Consider the following 22,037-nt stretch of genomic DNA (forward strand, 5'->3'; position numbering starts at 1 on the left):
AATTATCTTTTGCCTTATGTTATACATTATTATTGGCACTAAGAAACACGACTAAAGCAACGCTAGGTCACCTTTGGTTTCTAACCAACTTTTACGATCAGGAGCACGCTTTTTGGCAAGTAACATATCCATTAATGCCACTGTCTCATCGGCATCATCAATAGTTAATTGCACTAAGCGTCTAGTATTGGGATCCATAGTGGTTTCACGTAGTTGCAACGGGTTCATTTCACCCAGACCTTTAAAGCGAGTCACTTGCACTTTACCTTTTTTATTTTCTGCCGTAATACGATCTAAAATGCCGACTTTTTCAGCCTCATCCAGGGCGTAAAAAACCTCTTTACCAATATCAATACGAAATAACGGTGGCATAGCAATATACACATGACCATTGTTAACTAATACACGATAATGCTTTAAAAACAACGCACATAATAGTGTGGCAATATGCAATCCATCAGAATCCGCATCGGCTAAGATACAAATTTTACCATAACGTAATTCTGAAATATCATCACTGTCAGGATCGCAACCAATCGCAATCGAAATATTATGTACCTCTTGCGATGCTAACACTTGTCCGGAATCGACTTCCCAAGTATTTAAAATCTTACCTCTTAGCGGCATAATTGCTTGAAACTCGCGGTCTCGTGCTTGTTTGGCACTACCACCAGCTGAATCACCTTCTACTAAAAACAGCTCGCCTCGCATTGGGTCTTGGCCGCTGCAATCGGTTAGCTTGCCTGGTAATGCCGGTCCGGAGGTGACTTTTTTACGTGCGACTTTTTTAGCGGCCTTTAAGCGGCGCAATGCATTACCAATACACAGTTCTGCTAACTGCTCTGCTAGCTCAGTATTGGAGTTTAACCACAGCGAAAAGGCATCGCGAGCAATACCAGAAACAAATGCCGAGCTTTGACGGCTCGATAATTTCTCTTTGGTTTGCCCAGCAAATTGAGGGTCTTGCATTTTTATCGATAAAATAAACGCCGCACGGTCCCAAATATCTTCGGGCGATAATTTAATCCCCCGAGGAACAAGATTACGAAATTCACAAAACTCACGCATAGACTCAAGCAAACCTTGTCTAAACCCATTCACATGAGTACCACCTAATGGTGTCGGAATTAAGTTCACATAGCTTTCACTTAAACTCTCGCCACCTTCAGGCAACCATGTAATAGCCCACTCAGCAGCTTCTAATTTGCCTTTAAAGCTGCCGACAAAGGGTTCTTCTGGCAATAAAACCGAGTCTTTTATCGCTTCTTTGAGATAATCGGTTAAGCCACTTTCATAAAACCATTCATGCACATCACCATTTTGTTTATTGGTGAATTTAATCCGTAAGCCAGGGCACAAAACCGCTTTAGCTCGCAAGATGTAAATTAACTTACTGACCGAGAAATTAGGTGAATCAAAATAACTTACATCGGGCCAGAAATGCACTCTAGTACCGGTATTACGTCGTCCACAAGTACCGGTTACCACCAACTCTTCAACCTTGAAACCATTCTCAAAGGCCATTTCGTATATTTGCGCATCACGACGGACACTGATTTCAACTCGGGTGGATAAGGCGTTAACAACAGAAATACCAACCCCGTGTAAACCGCCCGAGAACTGGTAGTTTTTATTTGAAAACTTACCACCAGCGTGCAATTTAGTCAGAATAAGTTCAACCCCAGGAATGCCTTCTTCAGCGTGAATATCCACCGGCATACCACGGCCATCATCGGTCACTTCAAGGGAGTTATCGGTATGGAGTACAACTTCAATTTTAGTCGCATGTCCCGCCAGAGCTTCATCAACACTGTTATCAATGACTTCTTGCCCAAGGTGATTAGGTCTAGAGGTGTCGGTATACATACCTGGACGGCGTTTTACCGGGTCAAGTCCATTAAGGACCTCAATAGCGTCAGAAGTATATTGGTTGCTCATAATCCACACATTTGGAGTTAAATAGAGCCAAAGTTAGCTCAAATTGATCGTTGTTTGTAACGGTAGAAGGTTACAACTGAATAAATTTACATATTTTGTCTAATTGTTGTTCATAACCGACAAAACTGTGGTCGCCATTAGGCTCTAAATGTAATTCACAGCTATGGTACTTATGTAATGCTTGTCGATAATCTAACACTTCGTCACCAGTTTGCAACAGCACTAGGAAACGATCCGGGTGCCGGATCACATGAGTATTATACAACGCAACATCATCTTGATGCTGCGGTAGAACTTGATAATGCTCGTTGGTATAGGGATTATATTGAGGCCCGATAAACTCTTCAAATAATTCGAACGGTTTTACCGCCGGATTAATCAAAACTGCTCTACCACCATACGTTTCGGTTAAATAACTGGCAAAATAGCCACCTAATGACGAGCCAATAAAACGCAATGTCTGCCCTTGCTGTTTCGCTTGCTCAGCGATGTTGCACAATAAAGCCATTGCTACTGAAGGTGATGAAGGTAGTTGTGGTTGGTAAAAATCGACTTGTGGATAATGTTGCTGAATATAATGTGCGGTTTGAACGGCTTTATCCGACTGAGGAGAACTATTAAAACCATGTATATAAAGCAGCATATTCCCTCGCGAGACGGTTAATCAACATTAAACGTCCCTTAGTAACATAAGATGACGCGCTAAACTAGTATCCGCTGGCCTCATTATCTGGTGCAAATCGATTTCCAGGCACGCGATACACATTAGTACGAATGCTACCATCGCCTGCCAACTCCAGCAAACGATAACCCGGTTGACGATGATCTAAGGCAAAATAGGATGATAATGGTTTAAACTGAATACACGTCGAGGGTGTCGCCATTAATGGAATAGGACCATGCGGTCCACGATGAATATTATCTACTTGTTGGTGTACATGCCCCCAAAGAACGCCTTTCACTTGCGGGTAGCGACTTGTTCGTTGCAAAAAGTCTTCACCATTCATCATGCAATGCTGATCTAACCAAGCACACTGCATTAAAATAGGATTATGGTGCATCACTAATAACACATGTTTATCTGGTGTCGCCTTAATTGCAGCTTCAATCAAGGCAAACTGCTGCTCGCCCATATAGCCACCGGGCTTACCACGAACAGTTGAGTCGAGCATTAATATCAGCCAGTTACCAATAATTATCCGTTGTTGACCAAACACTTTTTCACCTTGCATACGCAGGCTCATTAAGCGGGGGTCATCGTGGTTTCCGGGTAAATAATGACAAGGCAGATCTAACATCTCAATCTTCTGCACAAAGTGCTGATAAGACTCAGGTGAATAATCTTGGCTAATATCTCCCGTTGCCAATAAAATATTGGCGGGATATTGAGTTGCAATGAACGTATTCAATACGGCTTGAAGACTTTGTGCCGTATTAACACCAAGCAATTGACCTTCGGGATCAGCAAAAAGATGCGGATCCGTCACTTGTACTAATCGCACAGGCTCATTTTCAGCAACAGAATAATGCACTGCGTCTTTAAGCACAAAATATTCCTAACATGGTAAAAAGAAGAAAAAAGCTACGATTGGCAAGTCACTCTCAGAGACCCAATCTTCAACAGCTCCTCAAGGAATGCATTCACCTGAAATTTTTCATCGCTATGATGCATATGTATATTCGGGTAATCATACACTGGCTTTAAGCGATAAATCTGTTGGCTAGTTAACACTTCTGCTAATTGAGCATCATGATAGACACGAACAATTGCGTTTGGAGATTTAAAAAAATGTCCATTTGGTATAGGGCGCGATATTTCGATTAACTGAGTATATTTAGTATTCTCAAGAAGATTGATCGACAACTTACCAAACTCACCTTCAACCTGCCAAGGCACATTGACCGTAATTTGATCGGGTAACCATTTTAAAATATGCGCATAATTTCGACCACATACCGCTAAAAATGCGCTGATATTCGGTTGATATTTTTGCTTTTTTTTCAGGTTAAACTCTGCCACTCAATCATTCCTATCTTGCTTATCACCATGTTCAATAAACTAAAGTGCGTCACGAATCTGTTGATAGTTTAGCATCAACCATTGAATGCCTAATACCGTCGATGCATTATCAATGCGACCATTATTAATCCACTCATAGGCTTGTTCACGGCTGACTACATGCACACGAATATCTTCATGTTCATGTTCAAGTCCGTGTATTCCACCCGCGTTGGTCGTATCAACATGTCCCCAAAACAAATGAAAACGTTCAGAAGTGCCGCCAGGGCTGACTAGGTAACTGTTTATTGGTGTTAAACCGAGTAAACTTAATCCCGCTTCTTCGGCCAATTCTCGCTCTGCAACTTGTTCTGGAAATTCGCCGGGCTCAATCATACCTGCCACTAACTCAAGAAGCCAGATTGATTTAGTAGTTGCTAATGCTGGCACCCTAATTTGTTCGATTAATACAATTTCATCTCGAACCGGGTCATAAGGCAGCACGACGACCGCATGACCTCGCTCAAAAACCTCACGCGTAACCTCACCACTCCAACCGCCTTTAAACAACTTATGCTTAAAGGTGTATTCGTCCAATTGGAAGAAACCTTTATACAAAACTTTTTTAGATATCAAACTAAAACCTGACTCTACGTCAAAGGTTGTTATCTCCGGTTGCTCAGACATATTTATCCTTGTCTATCAAAACGTAAACTAGCGGGTCATTTTAACAGTTTAAATTAACATAATTAAGAACTAAGCATTTGGGCTTGAAAAAGCAAAAACGGGTCTAATTAAAATAAAATCTGTTACACTTCAAATTTGACTTGAAAATGAAAAAATCACTACTATTAAGTAGTGCACAATATGTAGTAATCGACGTGTCATCATTGCTATATTGTCAGCAATATATAATGGCCAATGAATTGTCGACATTGAACGACACTATCATCTGTAAATTATTGTGCATATTCATTGAACAAGTAAGTTAACACTGATTGCCGCGTTAAGATTGAATGATGATAAATCATTAACTTAACCAAGAGCATGACCAAATTTATAAGTTAATCAACACCTCAATTTACCGAGGAATTGTCTAAAAAGGGCAGCAAATGAAATTCAAAATTGGTTCATTATACGCAGCATTAGCATTTGCTATGGCAGCACCAGCAGTACAAGCTGACGATTTACTTCAAATTTATCAGCAAGCACTCACTAGCGACCCTATCGTTTTACAAGCAAAAGCACAACGTGATGCGTTATACGAGAGTATTGAAGAAAACCGTGCGCCGTTATTGCCAACCATCAGTGCAAACGTTGGTTATGCCAAAGCGTGGAACGATCCTGCACAAGACACCGACGGTTTAACTGGTGGTGTTAGCTTAACTCAAGTTATTTACGATCATAGTGCATGGGTAGGTTTAGATCTTGCTGAAATGGCAGCGTCTCAGGCCGACTCAACTTATGCTTCATCATTACAAGCGTTAATCACTCGCGTTACTAAAGCATACTTTGACGTATTAACAGCTAAAGATAACTACGAGTTCCAAGGTGCAGAAAAAGCCGCCATTGAACGTCAGCTTGAACAAACTAAGCAACGTTTTGCAGTAGGCTTAACCGCAATTACTGATGTACATGAAGCTCAAGCGCAATATGACTTAGCATCAGCATTAGAAATTTTGGCTCAAAACACCTTAGACAATAGCTATGAAGCATTACGTGAAATTACCGGTATAGATCATAAATCAATAAATATTCTTGATACTAACCGTTTTTCAGCTGGCACACCTGCCCCAGCATCATCTGCTGACTGGTTGAAAATGGCCGAAACCAATAGCATCGATTTAATGACTCAACGTATCGCTAAAGATATCGCCAATGAAACCATTAAATTGTACAAAGCTGGCCACATGCCTTCATTGAACTTCAATGCAGGTTATAACAAAGGCGTTGATCAAACTCCTGGTCCAGATTATGACAACACCAATGTTGGCATCACGTTAAGCATTCCACTTTTTGAAGGCTTTAAAGTCACTTCTCAAGTGAAGCAAGCTCAATTCAGATATGTGGAAGCTAGCGAGAAACTAGAACAAACTCATCGTAGCGTAACCAAAAACGTGCGTAATAACTTTAACAACGTTAATGCGTCTATCAGTTCAATCAAAGCGTATGAGCAATCAGTTATTTCATCTGAAAGTGCGCTAAAAGCAACCCAAGCTGGTTTTGAAGTGGGTACGCGTACGATTGTTGATGTGCTAAACCGTACACGTGACTTGTATGATTCAAAGCGTCAATTATCTGAAGCTCGTTATGGTTATATTAACTCTATATTAGCGCTTAAACAGGCTGCTGGTACGTTGAACGAAGATGATGTTATCTCGATTAACAGCGGACTCATTGCTCAATAAGCACTAAGCACTAAGCACTAGGCTTAAACAAAAATAAGTTCCCACAAAAAAACCGCCAATTGGCGGTTTTTTATTGGCATTACAATTATTCACATAATCGTTAAGCTCGATACCGAATTAGAAAACTAATTCAACACCAGCAAATGCACCACTAAAGTCAGTATTTTGAGAAACACCAGAGAAGTTGCTTACATCAAAATTAAACTCGCGGTAACCAACACGGATAGAAGTATCGACAGCTAATCCGTCAAACTGCCATCCTAAACCTGCACCGTAGTCATATACATTAGATTCATCGATGCCGATCATCACATCAGCAAAGCCAAACAAGCCTAAGCCAATCATGCCAACTTGTGCACTGGCGTATCCCATCACGATACCACTATCAATATCTACTTCTTCTGGGTGACCCGCATCAGCAACACGTAATGAGCCACTCATTAACTTGTATGCCGCACCTAAATCAACTGACACTAAATCGTTATCAAGAATTTCGTAATACAATACAAAGTCAGTATTGCTTAAGTCATTCGTCACCGATGTTGCGCCAGTAAAATTGTGACCGTTAAAGTTAAAGTCGGCATTAGCAAGACTCGTGCTCGACTCAAGACGGTTTTCACGAATTTTAACATTAGGCACAAACGGCAATGGATGCTCAACAGCAATCCACAAGCTACCCTGTGAAGAATCATCATTAAAGCTGTGAGCAACACCACTATCATCATTAAATGCATTTGTGGTGTCTGCCTGCCAATAATCAGCGCCTACTTTAAAACCCAATACAGTTGCCGCATGAGCCGATGACACACTTAAAAGGCCCACTACAGCTGTGGCAAGAAGAGTCTTTTTCATCATTATCCTTGTGAGAGTAAATTAGTTAAATCAATTACCGCGGCATTTGCACGCGAAATATAATTAGCCATCACCAACGAGTGATTAGCCACTAAACCAAAACCATTTCCATTAAGAACCAAAGGGCTCCAAACTGTTTGCTGAGTTGCTTCAAGTTCACGAATAATTTGACGTAAACTGACCTCAGCGTTTTTCTTTTCTAACACATCGGCAAAATCAACTTCAATTGCCCGCATAAAATTCAATAATGCCCAAGCTGAACCACGGCTTTCATAAAATACATCATCAATTTTCCACCAGCTGGTTTTAATTTCATTACTTGATAAACCAGGTGTAGATTGACGCGCAGACGAATCACCTGCTAAATCAGTATTTAATCGTTCTTGGCCAACACTGGCAGATAAGTGTTGCGACATACTGCCTAAACGTTTCTGAACTTCTTTAAGCCATTCATTGAGATTATCTGCACGAGCATAAAACTGAGCATTATTGTTATCAGCGTCGTTGATTTTAGCACGGTAAAGTTTCAATAATTTGATAGCATCACGATATTCACCTTCGGCACTTGGTACTAACCAACTGGTGTTATCGATGTTTAACTTAGAATGCGCAGCTAACAAATCATTATCGGCAGTTGACTGTGACTGTGAACGACTAAACTCTTTACGCATAGTCAGTGCTAAATCACGCACTTGTTCTAATGCACCAAATTCAAATGCAGGCATGTTATCCATCATTACCGACGGAGGCATAATATCATTAGACAGCCAACCACCTGGTTTATCCAGCAAGGTTTCCATTGTGTCAATTAATGCAGTTGTTGTGGCATAACCCACAATTAACTTACCGTTATCAGTTTGCGACGATACCGGCTTAATTGGATCCGGCTCAACGCTCCACCACACGCTAACAAAGTAAAGTACTAAACCCAGCACACCAAAAACGGCTAAAATTTTATTCCTTGTTACTTGCATCAATATTGCTCCTTAATGATGGTGATGATGTTCTGCATGTTCATCATGTTGAGCCGCGGCTTGTTTAAGCACAGTAAGCTCAATCATAAGATGCTGACCATCTTCAAAAATTAATTCTAAAGGCACTTTGTCATCAATAACCAATGGCGCAGTTAACGATAACAACATCACATGGTCGCCAGTAGGTTGAAGCGTTAACGAACCGTGAGACGGTATGGTAAACCCTTCGACTTGACGCATTTTAACCATGCCATCTTCTTCTAAAATTGTATGCAACTGCGCTACTTTTGCCACACTCGTCTTCACTTCAACTAACTTAACATCGCTGTTGTTATGATTTTCTAACGTAAAATAAGCGGCGGTATTGGGCACACTCGCAGGCATAGCTCTAACATGTCCATCGACCAAGACTACGTTAGCAGTGGCTGCGAATGATAATGATGATAACACTAAAAAGTTAAACAGATGTTTGAATATTGCTTTCAATGTCTTAAACTCCATGTAATCCCACTCGCGTTCACAACAGGAAGCTACGAATGAGTCATATTCAGGTAAGAGATGATCAAGGCGTGCGTATCATCAGTTTTAATCGTCCAGAAAAGCGCAATGCCTTTAATCTAGAAATGTATCAGCAATTCACAGAATACCTGATCCAAGGTGAAGCCGACAATGATATTCGTGCCTTTCTGTTCCATGGTACCGAAAACTGTTTTACCTCTGGCAATGATATCGTCGATTTTCTGCAAAGTGGTGCGTTAGATGATAATCATCCAACCGTTAAATTCTTGTTTTGTTTATTAGATCTTAAAAAGCCTGTGGTTGCAGCAGTAACCGGAGCAGCAGTGGGAATAGGAACAACTTTACTATTGCATTGTGACTTAGTGTACGCCGACAATAAGGCTAAATTCCAAATGCCATTTGTCAATTTAGCGCTAGTACCAGAAGCAGCCTCAAGCATATTGTTACCCTTAATTGTTGGCCAACAAAAAGCGGCTGAACTGATTTTACTAGGCGAAGCCTTTGATGCAGAGACGGCTGAAAAATTAACTATTATTAACAGCGTAGTTGCCCAAGACGAGCTCATTAGTTTCAGTCTAGCGCAAGCAAAAAAATTGGCTGCTCTGCCACCATTATCTATGCAAGCATCAAAACGGCTTTTACGTCATAACCAGGCAGAAGTTAAAGCTCAGATGAAATTAGAATTAGTTGAGTTTGCTGAGCGCTTACAAAGTGACGAAGCAAAACAACGCTTCCAAGCTTTCTTAAAAAAATAACCACATATTTCAATGTAACCTGTCTGCGGGGTAATCAAACTTCCCCCGCTTACCCATTACTGGGCAAGCCTTAAAATCGTGATGTTTTTTGGCTCATCACCACAGCAATCACAAAGTACGCAAGTAAACTAATACTTGGATTGGTTAGCACTAATCCTACCGTCACAATACGAGTCCAAAGCAATGACCAGCCATATTGTTTCGCTAACTTCGCAGATACGCCACATACAATTCGAGTTTCATCTTGTAATCTATTGATTAAACGGTTCATATTATCCTCTCGTGCTTAATAAGGTTTATTCTAAAAGCAATGAGTTAAGATTAAGCTTGGTCATTAATGCTTGGCCAAAACAGCCAGCTGACTAACATCGCACACAATGCAAAACTGATAACTGGCAATAACAATAACGACATTAATGGCAGCACCAAGCCTATATTCATCGCCCAATCCATTACTTATTCTCGGCAGCTACAGCGGTACTCACTTGTGGTTGTTCAAAGCTAGCAAACTCTAAAGCTGAATTAATTTCAAAAACTTGTTCAGCAATTTGGGTTTGCAACGACAGCATTAACTCTTGCTTTACATTTGAAATCATCTCTTGGCTCGCTTGCGTCATATTCTGTTCTAACGCAGCGACTGTATTAGAGATTGAAATTTCATCTGCTTGTGCCGAAACACTGGCGGTAACCAATAATGCTGCTGCAATTGATAGTTGAACACTACGGCGAATCACGTTGGTTGAAGTTAATGTAGACATAATGGCATCCTTTCTTGTGTTGGTTAATAGCAACTAAACACCCGTCTAGTTGATTACACAATAGGTATTACAAGCTGCGTGCCAACTTTTAAAAACAACCATAACCACTTAATTTGTAAGCCAATAAATTAATTATAGTTTATATAGTTGAACTAAAAACACGTTCAAAAAACCAACAGGTAGTAAAATTAACCATATAGTTAGTGAAAATGACCAGTGATTTTCATAAGTAATTGAGAAAGGCTAAAAGTCGTCATAAATAACCCAATATCAGCGCAACACTGAGATGCTACAGCACAATAAGAGCTTAAATAAGTGACTGGATTAGTGGTTGAATTAGCGGTTGAATTAGCGGCGAGATTAATGGTTGGTGAGTGAGATGTGAGGTCTAATCGTCACGCTGAAAGAGTTAATAATTGAGATAATGGGTGAGTCAATAATTAAGAAAATATCAGAAAAAGTGACTAGGTCTTATCATAGGTAATTGTATTAGCCACTACTGACTAGCAGGCTTTATGGATTCTTGAGCTGATTTTACAAGGGAGTGAAAATCAAAAAACGCCTAATAAAAGGCGCTTTTTATAGGCTAACAGCGGTTTCAACATGACCGTCTGGGCGTTTATTTCACAACGTATCCTATTGAAAGACCTCGCGGCATAATCATCTGAATATAACCTCTGTATATAACCTATTATTAGAAAGAATTATATCAAAGTAGATTCGTCACTGGCCAATGCTTCTGCATCGACAAACTCAGTAGCTTTGAGCACCACCCCAATATCAGCATTAAGCTTATGAGCATTCTCACTCAAATGACGACGCCAGCCACGCGAACCCGGCAATCCTTGGAATAAACCAATCATATGGCGGGTAATGTGATTTAAACGACCACCTTGGGCTAAATGAGCTTCAATATACGGCAACATTTGCTCAATGACTTGCTGACGAGTAATAACCGCTGTATCGAGTCCACACAACTGCTGATCCACTTGCGCCAATATATAAGGGTTTTGATAAGCTTCACGCCCCACCATCACGCCATCTAGCAGGGCTAAATGCAGCTTAGATTCCTCAAGGGTTTTAATGCCACCGTTAATGCTAATGTTCAAGTGCTGATAATCACTCTTTAACTGGTAAACCCGATCATAATCTAACGGCGGGATCTCACGATTTTCTTTCGGACTTAACCCTTGTAACCACGCTTTACGCGCATGAATCGTAAATGCACTACAGCCCTGGGCGCTCACGGTTTCAATAAAATCCGTTAAAAACTGATAACTGTCTTGCTCGTCAATCCCAATACGGGTTTTTACCGTGATCGGAATATCAGTTACCTGCTTCATCGCATCAACACATTGCGCAACTAACGCAGGTTCAGCCATTAAACATGCACCAAAACGACCATTCTGCACTCTATCAGACGGACACCCTACATTGAGGTTCACTTCATCATAACCGCGCTCAGCAGCCAATTTGGCACACGCCGCTAAATCAACAGCATTAGAGCCACCCAACTGTAACGCCACAGGATGCTCTTGCTCGTTATAAGCTAAATAGTCGCCCTTACCTTGCAATATAGCACCCGTGGTGATCATCTCGGTATACAACAAGGCTTTACTCGACATAAGGCGTGCAAAGTAACGATAGTGGCGATCTGTCCAATCCAGCATCGGCGCAATGGAAAAGGTGCGATCAAGCGTATCTGTTGGTATGACTAGCTTTGGCGTTGTATTCACTGAATTTTTTATACTCATAATTTGCGGTATTGATGCACCTTTTTAGCTGCATTTTGGGTAATCGTTGTTGCACAAGGAGCCAGTAAGGAAGTCGTAAATTAGGCTAAAACAACTGGGCTGCCCTAAGTAATGGCTAATTATATCATTAACCCATCATCGAGAAGCAAGTGTCTACTGATTTAGGGAAAGATCACGGTGCGATAGAGTGTATTTGTTGGTATGGCTAGCTTTGACGTTGTATTCACTGAATTAACGCTTCTCACTTTTTCAATTTTTTCACACATTTAAAGACATTTTTAGTTACTAGGGGACCCCCATAGGGAGCCATAATGCATTGGGCAAATGGAAGTGGGGAACCAAAATTATGGCGTCTTATAGCATTCATGAACATGATAAAGCTGATAATACACGTAAGTAGCATTACTTAATTCGCGTAAAGAAAGACTCGCTATTGGCAGCCACGGTTATTGATTAGTTTATTTGGTTTACAGTTGTTTTAATTCAGACCTAAGCGCAGATATTTGACGGTCAATAGATTCGACTTCGGTACTGCCCTGTTGCATAACTGCAGTCATTTCTTGCGCTAGACTTTGCTGCCAAGTTGCACCCGCTAAATTATTGTTAGCTCGCTTACCAGTTGTACGCAATTGTTCAATTTTGTCATCACGATCTTTGAACGCTTTTTTCCGTTCTTTTTCGAGGTTTCTAATTTCACGTTCAATTTTTTGTTTACGTAAGTATTGAGCGATTTCAGCTTTTTTATCACGCGGATTAACAGCACTATCCTGTTGCCTTGCATCTATTGTCTCGTTCGTTAGGTTTTCAGGGTAACCTCTTGATGGTGCAACCACACTACCTACATTACTTAAATCTAACGGTTCACTTTGGTCGTCGCACGGGTCTGCTTGATACTTACCATCCGCACACTTATATACTTCTGCAGAAGCTGAAGCTGACACCATTATTAAAATAACGATTAATGATTTTCCATCCATAGAACACCTCTTATTTAGTTATTTTTATTGTACAACGGTAGGTTTTTTCATCAAAATAAAATTAATATTAAAATTCATGAAATCTAAACAACAATAGTTTAAGGAGCAAAAAGCAGAGTCAACGAAGGTTTATCTTCTTACCACTTTTCACAACGGCACTTTGCACAACAGCATTTTTGCTTAACCAAATCGGACAACTCACGATACTGGATACTTAATACGGCTTCACGCAGCCTATTTTCATTTGTTATATACCGTTTGGCTGCTCGATACTATGTTCTGTTGGTTGCGGCGTTATTGTCATGACTTTAACACCTTCTGGTGATTCAAAACGATGCCAAACATCTTTGGGGATAACCAGCATTTTCCCCGTCGATAAAAGGTTGCGTTGTTCTACGTTTTCAACTAAAAGAATCAATGTTGTTTCTCCACCTAAAACCTGAACAAACTCGTCACCTTTTGGATGCTTTTCCCACTCACTAAAACCAGAATAATGAGCGATGTATATTCCACCGTCTCGATATTCAGATAATAGCGCAAAAGCATTTTTCGCTTGTTCATTAGTGGTTTCTGGCGTTCTATCTTTCAGAAACTCAACTCGTGAAAATTGATCATTTATTGTGATTACTACAGATTTCGACACTTGTTTGATCCTTGTTCTACATAACGTTTAGTGATTGCGTTATTGATTTATCCTACATTTACTATCTTATTGATGTAAGGCGATTAAATCATCTTAACTTTTCAAGAAGCCAACACAGCCTTAAAAACATGATTAGCCAATAGAAATCCCAAGCTGAATCACTACAATTACAGTCAACAACTTAACATAATGAACTATCAAACATCAGCATGATGAAAAAGATGCACTCGAGCGTATCAGTTGCTGTGCTTATCAACTAGTGAGCCTCGCTTTGATGTGGTATTAACCGAATTTATCATCGTTTGATATTCAAAACGTGCAGTCTTCATTGTCGCGCTAATTGCTTAAAGTGCATGGGAAATCAATATTAGCTCCAAGCTAGAAACAACTTTAGTCGGCGGCTTAAACAATTGATGCTCAGCTCAGCCCTTGTAGCTTTAAACCGACCATAGTAAATTAACTGCTCATTCTAGACTTTTGTTACACTAAATAACGGTATAGAAATATTTTTACCATTAATGTCACTATCAATTTCTTTTTTGTGCTCTAAGCTTAAACCTGTATTTCACTTTGCTGATATAGTCAGTATTTGTGTTAGTCAGCTACTATAATGACAGGGCCGTGTAACGTTGCGCACTCTTTATGCCCTCTCTCTATACTATGCCACTCTTTTAAATGTAGAAGGATTGCTTTGCCTATGAACGTTGAATTCATCAACCCATTTCTTGTGTCTTTAATCAATGTTATCTCAACCATGGCAACCATGGATCTTAAGCCAGGTAAACCACAATTAAAAAACCATGACCTTGCAAAAGGTGACGTATCAGGCTTGATTGGTATGGTAGGACCTAAAACCCGCGGTTCGCTTTCTATTACTTTCGAAAAAGCGTTAATCCTCGAAATTATGCATAAAATGCTAGGCGAAAACCCTGGCATGATTAACGATGAAGTCACTGATTTAGTGGGTGAAATAACCAACATGGTTACTGGTGGAGCTAAAAACTTACTCAGTGAAAAAGGTTACGACTTTGATATGGCGACACCGGCTGTTGTATCTGGTAAAAACCATACTATTTCTCATAAAGCGCGTGGTAAAAAAATCATGATGCCTTTTAGCCACGAATTCGGTAACGCTTTTATTGAAATTTGTTTTGAAGACTCTTAATCGAACATTAGAAGTTAACGCCAAAGTGAAAAACTGAATCTAACACTGGCACCTAATTCTTAAAAACAACAGAGCCTCAAAACTACAGCACCTAAAAAAAGCATCTAAAACAACAATGCCCAACACGTTATCTACGTATTGGGCATTGTTTATATCAATCTCATGCTCAATCGAGCAATTCAACTACCACGCGCGGCGTAAGCTTAGTGACTAACTCATAAGCTATGGTGCCAATGTGCTCGGCCACTTCTTCTACTGCAAGTGCTTTGCCCCACAGTTGAACGCTATCGCCGACGTTATCTTGTGCATCAGCACCTAAATCTACGGTTAACATATCCATAGACACTCGACCGACTATCGGTACTCTGCGGCCGTTAATCCACACCGGTGTGCCTTCTGGCGCATTACGTGGGTAACCATCACCATAACCAATGGCAACAACCCCTAAACGAGTGTCTTTTTTAGCGGTCCAAGATGCACCATAACCGACACTATCACCGGCTTTATGCTCGCGCACCGCGATTAAATTGGAGACTAACTCCATCGCTGGAATTAATCGATGATTAACGCCTCGATCACCCACAACTGGAGATACACCATAAAGCGCAATGCCGGGTCTTACCCAGTCGGCTTGGCTTGTTGGCCAAAATAAGGTACCTGCAGAATTTGCTAAGGTGCGATCGCCTTCTAAGCCGCTAACCTGTTGCTCAAAGGCATTCATTTGCGTTTGAGTGAGAGGATTATCGGGTTCGTCGGCGCATGCAAAGTGGGTCATTAAATGAATCGGTTTAGCCACTTGCGGACAAGCCAGCAAGCGCTGATAAATACTGTTGAATTGTTCAAGACTAAAGCCAATACGATGCATACCAGTATCAATTTTTATCCATACGGTGACAGGCTTATCTAGCGCGATAGTTTCAAGCATTTGCAATTGCGATTCATGATGAACCACAGTATCAATATTGTGGCTAACCAGTGTGGGTAAATCAGACTGACGGAAGAAACCTTCTAATAATAAAAGCTTACCTTTTACACCGCCTTCTCTGAGTTGCAACGCTTCTTCAAGCCTTGCTAATCCAAAACCATCTGCGCCGCCATGATACTTGCAGACGCTTTCTACATAATTTAATAAGCCAACACATTCAGCAACATTTAATAATCCATGGCCATAACCATTGGCTTTAACCACTGCCATAATTTTACTATTGGGCGCAATAAGGCGCAGTTGTGCCAAGTTACTTTGCAATGCGTAACGACTGATTTCTGCACGAGGAAAAGGTTTCAATAGATTGCCTTAATTAAACAATAAAAAACATGGCGCGTCTTACTGTCTGTTAGGAGGTTTAGTGCCATAAATGCGACCTCACTAACAGAGATAAGCTAATATCATAAATAACGATACTAAAAACACAAATACAATCTAATCAATGATTAATCTTCTTCAAATTGCGGCCCAGCATAATTATCAAAGCGAGAGAATTGACCTTGGAATACCAAGCGAATACGTCCAATAGGTCCGTTACGCTGTTTACCTATGATGATTTCTGCGGTGCCTTTATCTTCAGAGCTGTCGTTATACACTTCGTCGCGATAAATGAACATAATCAAATCGGCATCCTGCTCAATCGCACCCGATTCACGCAAGTCAGAGTTAATTGGGCGTTTATCGGCTCGTTGCTCTAGCGAGCGGTTAAGCTGTGACAGTGCAATAACAGGTACTTCTAATTCTTTGGCTAAGGCTTTTAATGAACGAGAGATTTCTGAAATTTCTAAGGTACGATTATCTTTTAACGACGGCACTTGCATTAATTGCAGATAATCGATCATGATCATTGATAACCCGCCATGCTCACGCGCAATACGTCTGGCACGACTACGCACTTCGGTTGGGGTTAACCCTGAGCCATCATCGATGTACATTTTACCTTGTTCAAGCATAATACCCATGGTTGAAGACACACGCGCCCAATCTTCATCGTCTAATTGACCTGTACGAATTTTGGTTTGGTCTACACGGCCAAGTGAGGCCAACATACGCATCATAATCTGTTCTGACGGCATCTCGAGACTGAAAATAAGCACTGGCTTGTCTTCATTCATGGCGGCTTGTTCACACAAGTTCATCGCGAAGGTGGTTTTACCCATAGAAGGACGCGCGGCTACAATAATTAAGTCGCCAGACTGAAAACCTGCGGTCATTTTATCTAAATCATTAAAACCACTTGAAACACCTGTAACACCGTTATGGGGATTGTTATAAAGCTGCTCAATCCTATCGACAGTTTTTTCAAGAATGCTTTTAATGTTTTCCGGGCCTTCATTGGCATTGGTACGCATTTCTGCGATTTTAAAGACTTTGGTTTCAGCCAAGTCTAATAATGCACTTGAATCACGGCCTTCTGGGTTATAACCCGCATCGGCAATTTCGTGGGCAACGGCAATCATGTCACGTACTACGGCACGTTCACGCACAATGTCTGCATAAGATAAAATATTACCGGCGCTGGGGGTATTTTTGGCAATTTCGCCTAAGTAAGCAAAGCCGCCAGCATCGTCTAATTGATCTTCAATTTCGAGCTGTTCGGATACGGTAATTAAATCCAGCGGTTGGCCCGATTCCATTAAACGTTGCATAGCCGTGAAAATCATTCGATGAGAACGAGAATAAAAATCTTCTGGCACAACCGCTTCAGAAACACGATCCCACGCTTCAGCATCTAGCATCAATCCACCTAAAACGGATTGTTCTGCTTCTATTGAATGAGGAGGCAACTTTAATGCATTAACTTCTACATCTCTTTGCCTGTTTCTTGCTTTAAAAGCACCTTGCTGTGACATTAACACTCCCAATTTCCAACGACTTTATAAAATATGGTATAACACCGTGGTCTAGCTTAATTTGCCGTCATTACCAACTAGAATAACAGCTCCGTTTAACGGACATAAAATAATTATTTAAGGAAAATACATGCGTACCGCATTCGTTGCAGCACTTGTGCTGACATCTGGTTTAGCCTTTGCCGATGAAGGCCAATGGCAGCCGTATCAAATGCCATCCATTGCCGACAAACTCCTGCAACGTGGTATTGATATTCCCGCATCACAACTGGCCGATTTAGGACAGTACCCAATGAATGCTGTCGTCAGTTTGGGGTATTGTACCGCCAGTTTTGTATCCCCCCAAGGCCTAGTTGTCACAAACCATCATTGTGCTTATCGCGGCATACAATATAACAGCAAAAAAGAACATAATTACCTCACTGATGGCTTTTTAGCAAACACCCAAGCGGAAGAACCTTCTGCAGGGCCAAACGAACGCTTATACATTACCCAAGAAGTTACCAACGTGACCGATAGCGTTATGGCTAACTTAAGCACCGAACCTTTGGTACGCTTTGAAGATATCCAAGCAAATAAAAAAGCATTAATTAAAGTTTGCGAAACAGATGACAACTACCGTTGCTCGGTTAACAGTTTTCACCACGGCTTAGAATATTATTTAACTAAACAGTTAATCATTAGAGATGTACGCTTAGTGTATGCACCACCCAAAAGTGTTGGCGGCTTTGGCGGCGATATCGACAATTATGAATACCCTCGTCATTCAGGCGATTTTACCTTTTTACGCGCCTATGTGGGTAAAGACGGTAAGCCTGCAACGTTTAAAAAAGGCAATGTGCCATACCAGCCTAAAAGCTATTTAAAAGTAAACGCAGACGGTGTAAAAGCTGGCGATGGTATTTTTGTGGCCGGTTACCCTGGCTCTACCAGCCGTTACAACTTAACCAGCGAGTTACAGTTTGCCAGTGATTGGATATATCCAACCTACGCAAAACGCTACCAGTTGCAAATTGATACTATTACCTTGATGGGCGATGTAGATAAAGATATCGCACTTAAATATGCCGGCACGATGGCTTCCATGGCTAACCGGATGAAAAAACTGAATGGCTTATTAGATGGCTTTAACGCTACTGATATTGTCGGTATTAAACAGCAACGCGAAAATGACTTTCTCGCTTGGCTTAAAAAAGATCCTGGCGCGAACCAAAATCTCATCAGCGATCTTGAAGCACTACTTGCTGAAAAACATCAGCAGATGCAAACCAATTATTTCTTTAAAAATGCTCAATCAAGCGAAATGCTTCAGGCTGCCAGCAAACTGTACCGTTTAGCTAAAGAAAGAAAGAAACCTAATGACCAACGTGAGTCAGGGTTTCAGCTTCGCGATATGAAAATGTTTAAAGCGGCACTTAAACGTATCGATAGCAGCTTCGATCCCGTGGTCGATAAAATTTTATGGCTACAAGACTTACAAGCCTATGTAAGACAACCGTTAAAAACTGAAGTGTTTGATAATGCCTTAAGCAGCTCAGACAATTTTGAACAGCTAGAATCAAAAGTGGAAGGTTTGTATGCATTAACAGAACTCACCGACCAAGCTAAACGTCTGGCGTGGATGAGTAAAAGAGCTGAAGATTTTGAAATTAGTGATGACCCGTTTATTCGTTTAGCGGTGGCTATTCATGACACTAACATGGCATTGGAAAAGAGCGAAAAGCTACTTGCAGGCAAGCTGTCATCTGTTCGACCTGAATACATGAAGGCGATTATTGATTATTACAAATCAAATAACTGGCCTGTATACCCAGATGCTAACCGCACGTTACGTATTACTTACGGCATGGTTGATGGCTATCAATCTAAAGATGCATTATACAAGCAACCATTTACTCGCTTAGCAGGCATCCTAGCCAAAAATACTGGCGAAGCACCTTATAATGCTCCAGCGAAACTGTTGACGGCGATTAAAGCTGATGACTTAGGTAAACATCGCGTCACATCGGTATATAAGCAGCAAAGCAGTTGTCAATTTATGTCTTGTTTAGACAAGCCTGCCGATTTTAACTCTGTACCGGTTAACTTTTTATCAAGTGCTGACACTACTGGTGGTAACTCAGGTTCACCGGTATTAAATGGTAAAGGTGAGTTAGTTGGTCTTAACTTCGACTCAACTTACGAAGCTATCACTAAAGATTGGTTTTTTAACCCGACGATTACCCGTGCCGTACATGTCGATATTCGCTACATTTTGTGGATGATGGATAAAGTTGATCACGCTGATAATTTGATAAAAGAGTTAACCTTAGTGAGCAAGACTAAAGGAGAAGCAAAGGTAGCAACTGAAGCTGTAACTGAAATTCCTACCAAAGCAACGACTGAGGCAGTAACAGTAGTCGCACCTGAAGTGGTAACTGAGGCACAAGCCAAAGCGGTAATTGAAGTAGCGCCCGATGTTGCAATTGAGGTAGCGACTGAAATTCCTACCGAAGCAACGACTGAGGCAGTAACAGTAGTCGCACCTGAAGTGGTAACTGAGGCACCAGCCAAAGCGACGACTGAAGCAGTAACGGTTGTCGCACCTGAAGTGGTAACTGAGGCACCAGCCAAAGCGACGACTGAAGCAGTAACGGTTGTCGCACCTGAAGCAACGGCAGAAGTTGCAACGAAAGTACCGACCAAAGCAGCTGTTGTAGTAATACCTAAAGCAGCGTCCGAAGTTACAGCAGATGCACCGGCCAAAGCGGCTGTAGTAGTAACCCCTAAAGCAGCGGCTGAAAAAGAGCCAAACTAACTCTGGTAAACAATATTCCAGTGACCATCAAATAGAGGTTCACTGGAATATTCTCTGGCATTGAAAGATCCCAAACGATTAGCTGCACGGCTTAAAACAGATCGTGTCAATAAAGATAGGGATTAAATTGCAGACATAAAAAAAAACCGCCCTGAGGCGGTGTTTTTATGGAGCTAAACAGTAATTAAGCTTCTGCTACAATAGCAATCTTAACTACAGCTTTAACTTCAGCGTGTACTTGAACTTCAATTTCGAAGCTACCAGTAGTGCGTAAAGCACCTAAAGGTAAACGAACTTCAGATTTAGCAAGTGCTACGCCAGCTGCAGTAACTGCATCAGCGATATCACGGTTGCCAATTGATCCGAATAATTTACCTTCATCACCTGCTTTAGAAGCAATAACAACAGCTTCTAATGCAGTTAATTTATCAGCACGAGCTGTCGCAGTAGCTAATTCAGCAGCTAATTTAGCTTCTAATTCAGCACGACGAGCTTCAAATACTTCAGTGTTTGCTGCGTTTGCTACAACTGCTTTACCATAAGGTAAAAGGAAGTTACGAGCATAACCAGCTTTAACAGAAACTTGGTCGCCTAAGCTACCTAAGTTTGCAACTTTATCTAGCAAAATAACGTTCATTATCAAATCCTCAATATTCTGTTAGGAATAATTAATACTGCAATATTACTGATGTAAATCAGTATATGGCAGTAGAGAAAGATAACGAGCACGCTTGATAGCGCGAGCTAGTTGGCGTTGATATCTAGCACTGGTACCAGTGATACGGCTAGGAACAATCTTGCCGCTTTCAGTGATGTAGTTCTTTAAAGTAACGATATCTTTGTAATCAATCTCGACAACACCTTCAGAGGTGAAGCGGCAGAACTTGCGACGACGGAAATAACGTGCCATTTTGACAGTCTCCTAAGTTTTCAATTCGACATTTTCAGCATGCAAGACTAAACGGTTTTGTCCATTTCGCCCTTGTTGTAGTGAAAGAAACCCTTCAACATCAACTTGCACACCTGCTTGTAATTTATTTGCAACGCTATCAAAGCGCGGACCACTTAATACCACTTGAATCAAACAGTAGACGTTTCTCAACATTTCTACTTCTTGTCGTTGTGATTTATGTTCTACCGTTATAACCACATGGGCTATACCGCTAGGACTATCTAATCGCCTTGAACGAGTTATCGTTCCAGACAACATTAAGTGATTATTCACAAAAAATTATTCAGCGTTTTCTTCAGCGCTTTCTTCTACATTACGGTCATCAGAAGGTGAACGACGTGAATCACGCTCGTCTCTTGCTTTTGCCATAGGAGAAGCTTCAGTAACGGCAGCTTTAGTGCGCATTACCATGTTACGCAGAACAGCGTCGTTGAAACGGAAAGCTGTTTCTAGTTCTTCGATAGACTCTGCAGATGCTTCTACGTTCAAAAGAACATAGTGAGCTTTATGTAGGTCTTGGATCGGGTAAGCCAATTGACGACGGCCCCAATCTTCTAAACGGTGGACTGTACCATTAGCAGCGGTGATAACACCGGTGTAACGCTCAATCATACCTGGGACTTGTTCACTTTGATCTGGGTGAACCATAAATACGATTTCATAATGACGCATTTATTGCTCCTTACGGTTAAGTAGCCTCTTTTCTGG

Annotated in this window: 23 protein-coding genes; 4 read left to right on the forward strand and 19 right to left on the reverse strand. The window is 41.0% G+C overall.

Features of this window, described 5'->3' with window-relative positions; genetic code table 11:
* Positions 1-51: 51 nt before the first annotated feature.
* From parE to nudF, 5 genes are all read right to left on the reverse strand, one after another.
* On the reverse strand, positions 52-1,938 hold the full coding sequence (gene parE / locus EGC86_RS03060) for a DNA topoisomerase IV subunit B (protein WP_059744637.1): 1,887 nt from the start codon (positions 1,936-1,938) through the stop codon (positions 52-54).
* Between the two features lie 70 nt (positions 1,939-2,008).
* Positions 2,009-2,581, reverse strand: a complete 573-nt coding sequence (locus EGC86_RS03065) for a YqiA/YcfP family alpha/beta fold hydrolase (protein ID WP_011638767.1) — start codon at positions 2,579-2,581, stop codon at positions 2,009-2,011.
* A 64-nt stretch (positions 2,582-2,645) separates the two neighbouring features.
* The gene (gene cpdA, locus EGC86_RS03070) at positions 2,646-3,485 is read right to left on the reverse strand and encodes a 3',5'-cyclic-AMP phosphodiesterase (protein ID WP_011638768.1); all 840 of its coding nucleotides are present in this window, start codon (positions 3,483-3,485) and stop codon (positions 2,646-2,648) included.
* A 35-nt stretch (positions 3,486-3,520) separates the two neighbouring features.
* On the reverse strand, positions 3,521-3,958 hold the full coding sequence (locus EGC86_RS03075) for a DUF1249 domain-containing protein (RefSeq protein ID WP_123776582.1): 438 nt from the start codon (positions 3,956-3,958) through the stop codon (positions 3,521-3,523).
* Positions 3,959-3,997: 39 nt separating this feature from the next.
* The gene (gene nudF / locus EGC86_RS03080; protein ID WP_011638770.1) at positions 3,998-4,624 is read right to left on the reverse strand and encodes an ADP-ribose diphosphatase; all 627 of its coding nucleotides are present in this window, start codon (positions 4,622-4,624) and stop codon (positions 3,998-4,000) included.
* 425 nt (positions 4,625-5,049) lie between these two features.
* On the opposite strand from nudF, the gene tolC reads away from it, so the two are divergent.
* A complete protein-coding gene (gene tolC / locus EGC86_RS03085) occupies positions 5,050-6,345 on the forward strand; it encodes an outer membrane channel protein TolC (protein WP_123776583.1) in 1,296 nt (431 codons plus the stop codon).
* A gap of 117 nt (positions 6,346-6,462) precedes the next feature.
* On the opposite strand, the gene EGC86_RS03090 is transcribed toward tolC, so the two are convergent.
* From EGC86_RS03090 to EGC86_RS03100, 3 genes are read right to left on the reverse strand one after another with little or no spacing between them, the layout of a single operon-like run.
* Positions 6,463-7,197: a TIGR04219 family outer membrane beta-barrel protein gene (locus tag EGC86_RS03090; RefSeq protein ID WP_123776584.1), complete on the reverse strand. Its 735-nt coding sequence runs from the start codon at positions 7,195-7,197 to the stop codon at positions 6,463-6,465.
* A 2-nt stretch (positions 7,198-7,199) separates the two neighbouring features.
* Positions 7,200-8,171 (reverse strand): DUF2333 family protein, encoded by a 972-nt coding sequence (locus EGC86_RS03095; protein WP_123776585.1) that lies wholly within the window; start codon positions 8,169-8,171, stop codon positions 7,200-7,202.
* A gap of 12 nt (positions 8,172-8,183) precedes the next feature.
* Complete coding sequence (locus EGC86_RS03100; protein ID WP_011638774.1) at positions 8,184-8,672, reverse strand: copper chaperone PCu(A)C; 489 nt, start codon at positions 8,670-8,672, stop codon at positions 8,184-8,186.
* Between the two features lie 35 nt (positions 8,673-8,707).
* Here EGC86_RS03100 and EGC86_RS03105 point away from each other — a divergent pair, with 35 nt between their 5' ends.
* Positions 8,708-9,445, forward strand: a complete 738-nt coding sequence (locus EGC86_RS03105) for an enoyl-CoA hydratase-related protein (RefSeq protein WP_123776586.1) — start codon at positions 8,708-8,710, stop codon at positions 9,443-9,445.
* A gap of 70 nt (positions 9,446-9,515) precedes the next feature.
* Here EGC86_RS03105 and EGC86_RS03110 read toward each other — a convergent pair whose 3' ends face one another.
* The 5 genes from EGC86_RS03110 to EGC86_RS03130 form a co-directional block, all read right to left on the reverse strand.
* Positions 9,516-9,716, reverse strand: coding sequence for a PspC domain-containing protein (locus EGC86_RS03110; RefSeq protein ID WP_011638776.1), 201 nt, complete (start codon positions 9,714-9,716; stop codon positions 9,516-9,518).
* A gap of 181 nt (positions 9,717-9,897) precedes the next feature.
* The gene (locus tag EGC86_RS03115; protein WP_059744650.1) at positions 9,898-10,203 is read right to left on the reverse strand and encodes a hypothetical protein; all 306 of its coding nucleotides are present in this window, start codon (positions 10,201-10,203) and stop codon (positions 9,898-9,900) included.
* A 704-nt stretch (positions 10,204-10,907) separates the two neighbouring features.
* A complete protein-coding gene (gene dusA / locus EGC86_RS03120; RefSeq protein ID WP_123776587.1) occupies positions 10,908-11,957 on the reverse strand; it encodes a tRNA dihydrouridine(20/20a) synthase DusA in 1,050 nt (349 codons plus the stop codon).
* Positions 11,958-12,424: 467 nt separating this feature from the next.
* Positions 12,425-12,934 (reverse strand): hypothetical protein, encoded by a 510-nt coding sequence (locus EGC86_RS03125; protein ID WP_102037682.1) that lies wholly within the window; start codon positions 12,932-12,934, stop codon positions 12,425-12,427.
* A 247-nt stretch (positions 12,935-13,181) separates the two neighbouring features.
* Positions 13,182-13,577 carry a cupin domain-containing protein gene (locus EGC86_RS03130; protein ID WP_123776588.1) on the reverse strand — a complete coding sequence of 132 codons (396 nt, stop codon included), beginning with the start codon at positions 13,575-13,577 and terminating at the stop codon, positions 13,182-13,184.
* A gap of 697 nt (positions 13,578-14,274) precedes the next feature.
* Here EGC86_RS03130 and EGC86_RS03135 point away from each other — a divergent pair.
* The gene (locus tag EGC86_RS03135) at positions 14,275-14,742 is read left to right on the forward strand and encodes a chemotaxis protein CheX (protein WP_123776589.1); all 468 of its coding nucleotides are present in this window, start codon (positions 14,275-14,277) and stop codon (positions 14,740-14,742) included.
* A gap of 166 nt (positions 14,743-14,908) precedes the next feature.
* Here EGC86_RS03135 and alr read toward each other — a convergent pair whose 3' ends face one another.
* Both alr and dnaB read right to left on the reverse strand, forming a co-directional pair.
* A complete protein-coding gene (gene alr / locus EGC86_RS03140; RefSeq protein WP_011638783.1) occupies positions 14,909-16,027 on the reverse strand; it encodes an alanine racemase in 1,119 nt (372 codons plus the stop codon).
* A 146-nt stretch (positions 16,028-16,173) separates the two neighbouring features.
* Positions 16,174-17,580, reverse strand: coding sequence for a replicative DNA helicase (dnaB, locus tag EGC86_RS03145; RefSeq protein ID WP_101085206.1), 1,407 nt, complete (start codon positions 17,578-17,580; stop codon positions 16,174-16,176).
* A gap of 130 nt (positions 17,581-17,710) precedes the next feature.
* Here dnaB and EGC86_RS03150 point away from each other — a divergent pair, with 130 nt between their 5' ends.
* Positions 17,711-20,377 (forward strand): S46 family peptidase, encoded by a 2,667-nt coding sequence (locus EGC86_RS03150; protein ID WP_123776590.1) that lies wholly within the window; start codon positions 17,711-17,713, stop codon positions 20,375-20,377.
* A gap of 184 nt (positions 20,378-20,561) precedes the next feature.
* Here EGC86_RS03150 and rplI read toward each other — a convergent pair whose 3' ends face one another.
* The 4 genes from rplI to rpsF are packed head-to-tail and all read right to left on the reverse strand — an operon-like array spanning position 20,562 to position 22,001.
* A complete protein-coding gene (gene rplI, locus EGC86_RS03155) occupies positions 20,562-21,014 on the reverse strand; it encodes a 50S ribosomal protein L9 (protein ID WP_011638786.1) in 453 nt (150 codons plus the stop codon).
* Between the two features lie 45 nt (positions 21,015-21,059).
* Positions 21,060-21,287 carry a 30S ribosomal protein S18 gene (rpsR, locus tag EGC86_RS03160; protein ID WP_011638787.1) on the reverse strand — a complete coding sequence of 76 codons (228 nt, stop codon included), beginning with the start codon at positions 21,285-21,287 and terminating at the stop codon, positions 21,060-21,062.
* 12 nt (positions 21,288-21,299) lie between these two features.
* Positions 21,300-21,587, reverse strand: coding sequence for a primosomal replication protein N (priB, locus tag EGC86_RS03165; RefSeq protein ID WP_011638788.1), 288 nt, complete (start codon positions 21,585-21,587; stop codon positions 21,300-21,302).
* 21 nt (positions 21,588-21,608) lie between these two features.
* The gene (gene rpsF / locus EGC86_RS03170) at positions 21,609-22,001 is read right to left on the reverse strand and encodes a 30S ribosomal protein S6 (RefSeq protein ID WP_011638789.1); all 393 of its coding nucleotides are present in this window, start codon (positions 21,999-22,001) and stop codon (positions 21,609-21,611) included.
* Positions 22,002-22,037 lie beyond the last annotated feature (36 nt).

The sequence above is a fragment of the Shewanella frigidimarina genome (assembly GCF_003797125.1).
Classification (GTDB): domain Bacteria; phylum Pseudomonadota; class Gammaproteobacteria; order Enterobacterales; family Shewanellaceae; genus Shewanella; species Shewanella frigidimarina.

Bases quoted from the DNA above. Each gene is read 5' to 3' on its own strand.
- parE (WP_059744637.1), bottom strand. From the start codon at position 1,938: ATGAGCAACCAATATACTTCTGACGCTATTGAGGTCCTTAATGGACTT.
- EGC86_RS03065 (WP_011638767.1), bottom strand. From the start codon at position 2,581: ATGCTGCTTTATATACATGGTTTTAATAGTTCTCCTCAGTCGGATAAA.
- nudF (WP_011638770.1), bottom strand. From the start codon at position 4,624: ATGTCTGAGCAACCGGAGATAACAACCTTTGACGTAGAGTCAGGTTTT.
- tolC (WP_123776583.1), top strand. From the start codon at position 5,050: ATGAAATTCAAAATTGGTTCATTATACGCAGCATTAGCATTTGCTATG.
- EGC86_RS03090 (WP_123776584.1), bottom strand. From the start codon at position 7,197: ATGAAAAAGACTCTTCTTGCCACAGCTGTAGTGGGCCTTTTAAGTGTG.
- EGC86_RS03095 (WP_123776585.1), bottom strand. From the start codon at position 8,171: ATGCAAGTAACAAGGAATAAAATTTTAGCCGTTTTTGGTGTGCTGGGT.
- EGC86_RS03100 (WP_011638774.1), bottom strand. From the start codon at position 8,672: ATGGAGTTTAAGACATTGAAAGCAATATTCAAACATCTGTTTAACTTT.
- EGC86_RS03105 (WP_123776586.1), top strand. From the start codon at position 8,708: ATGAGTCATATTCAGGTAAGAGATGATCAAGGCGTGCGTATCATCAGT.
- EGC86_RS03110 (WP_011638776.1), bottom strand. From the start codon at position 9,716: ATGAACCGTTTAATCAATAGATTACAAGATGAAACTCGAATTGTATGT.
- EGC86_RS03115 (WP_059744650.1), bottom strand. From the start codon at position 10,203: ATGTCTACATTAACTTCAACCAACGTGATTCGCCGTAGTGTTCAACTA.
- dusA (WP_123776587.1), bottom strand. From the start codon at position 11,957: ATGAGTATAAAAAATTCAGTGAATACAACGCCAAAGCTAGTCATACCA.
- EGC86_RS03125 (WP_102037682.1), bottom strand. From the start codon at position 12,934: ATGGATGGAAAATCATTAATCGTTATTTTAATAATGGTGTCAGCTTCA.
- EGC86_RS03135 (WP_123776589.1), top strand. From the start codon at position 14,275: ATGAACGTTGAATTCATCAACCCATTTCTTGTGTCTTTAATCAATGTT.
- dnaB (WP_101085206.1), bottom strand. From the start codon at position 17,580: ATGTCACAGCAAGGTGCTTTTAAAGCAAGAAACAGGCAAAGAGATGTA.
- EGC86_RS03150 (WP_123776590.1), top strand. From the start codon at position 17,711: ATGCGTACCGCATTCGTTGCAGCACTTGTGCTGACATCTGGTTTAGCC.
- rplI (WP_011638786.1), bottom strand. From the start codon at position 21,014: ATGAACGTTATTTTGCTAGATAAAGTTGCAAACTTAGGTAGCTTAGGC.
- rpsR (WP_011638787.1), bottom strand. From the start codon at position 21,287: ATGGCACGTTATTTCCGTCGTCGCAAGTTCTGCCGCTTCACCTCTGAA.
- priB (WP_011638788.1), bottom strand. From the start codon at position 21,587: ATGTTGTCTGGAACGATAACTCGTTCAAGGCGATTAGATAGTCCTAGC.
- rpsF (WP_011638789.1), bottom strand. From the start codon at position 22,001: ATGCGTCATTATGAAATCGTATTTATGGTTCACCCAGATCAAAGTGAA.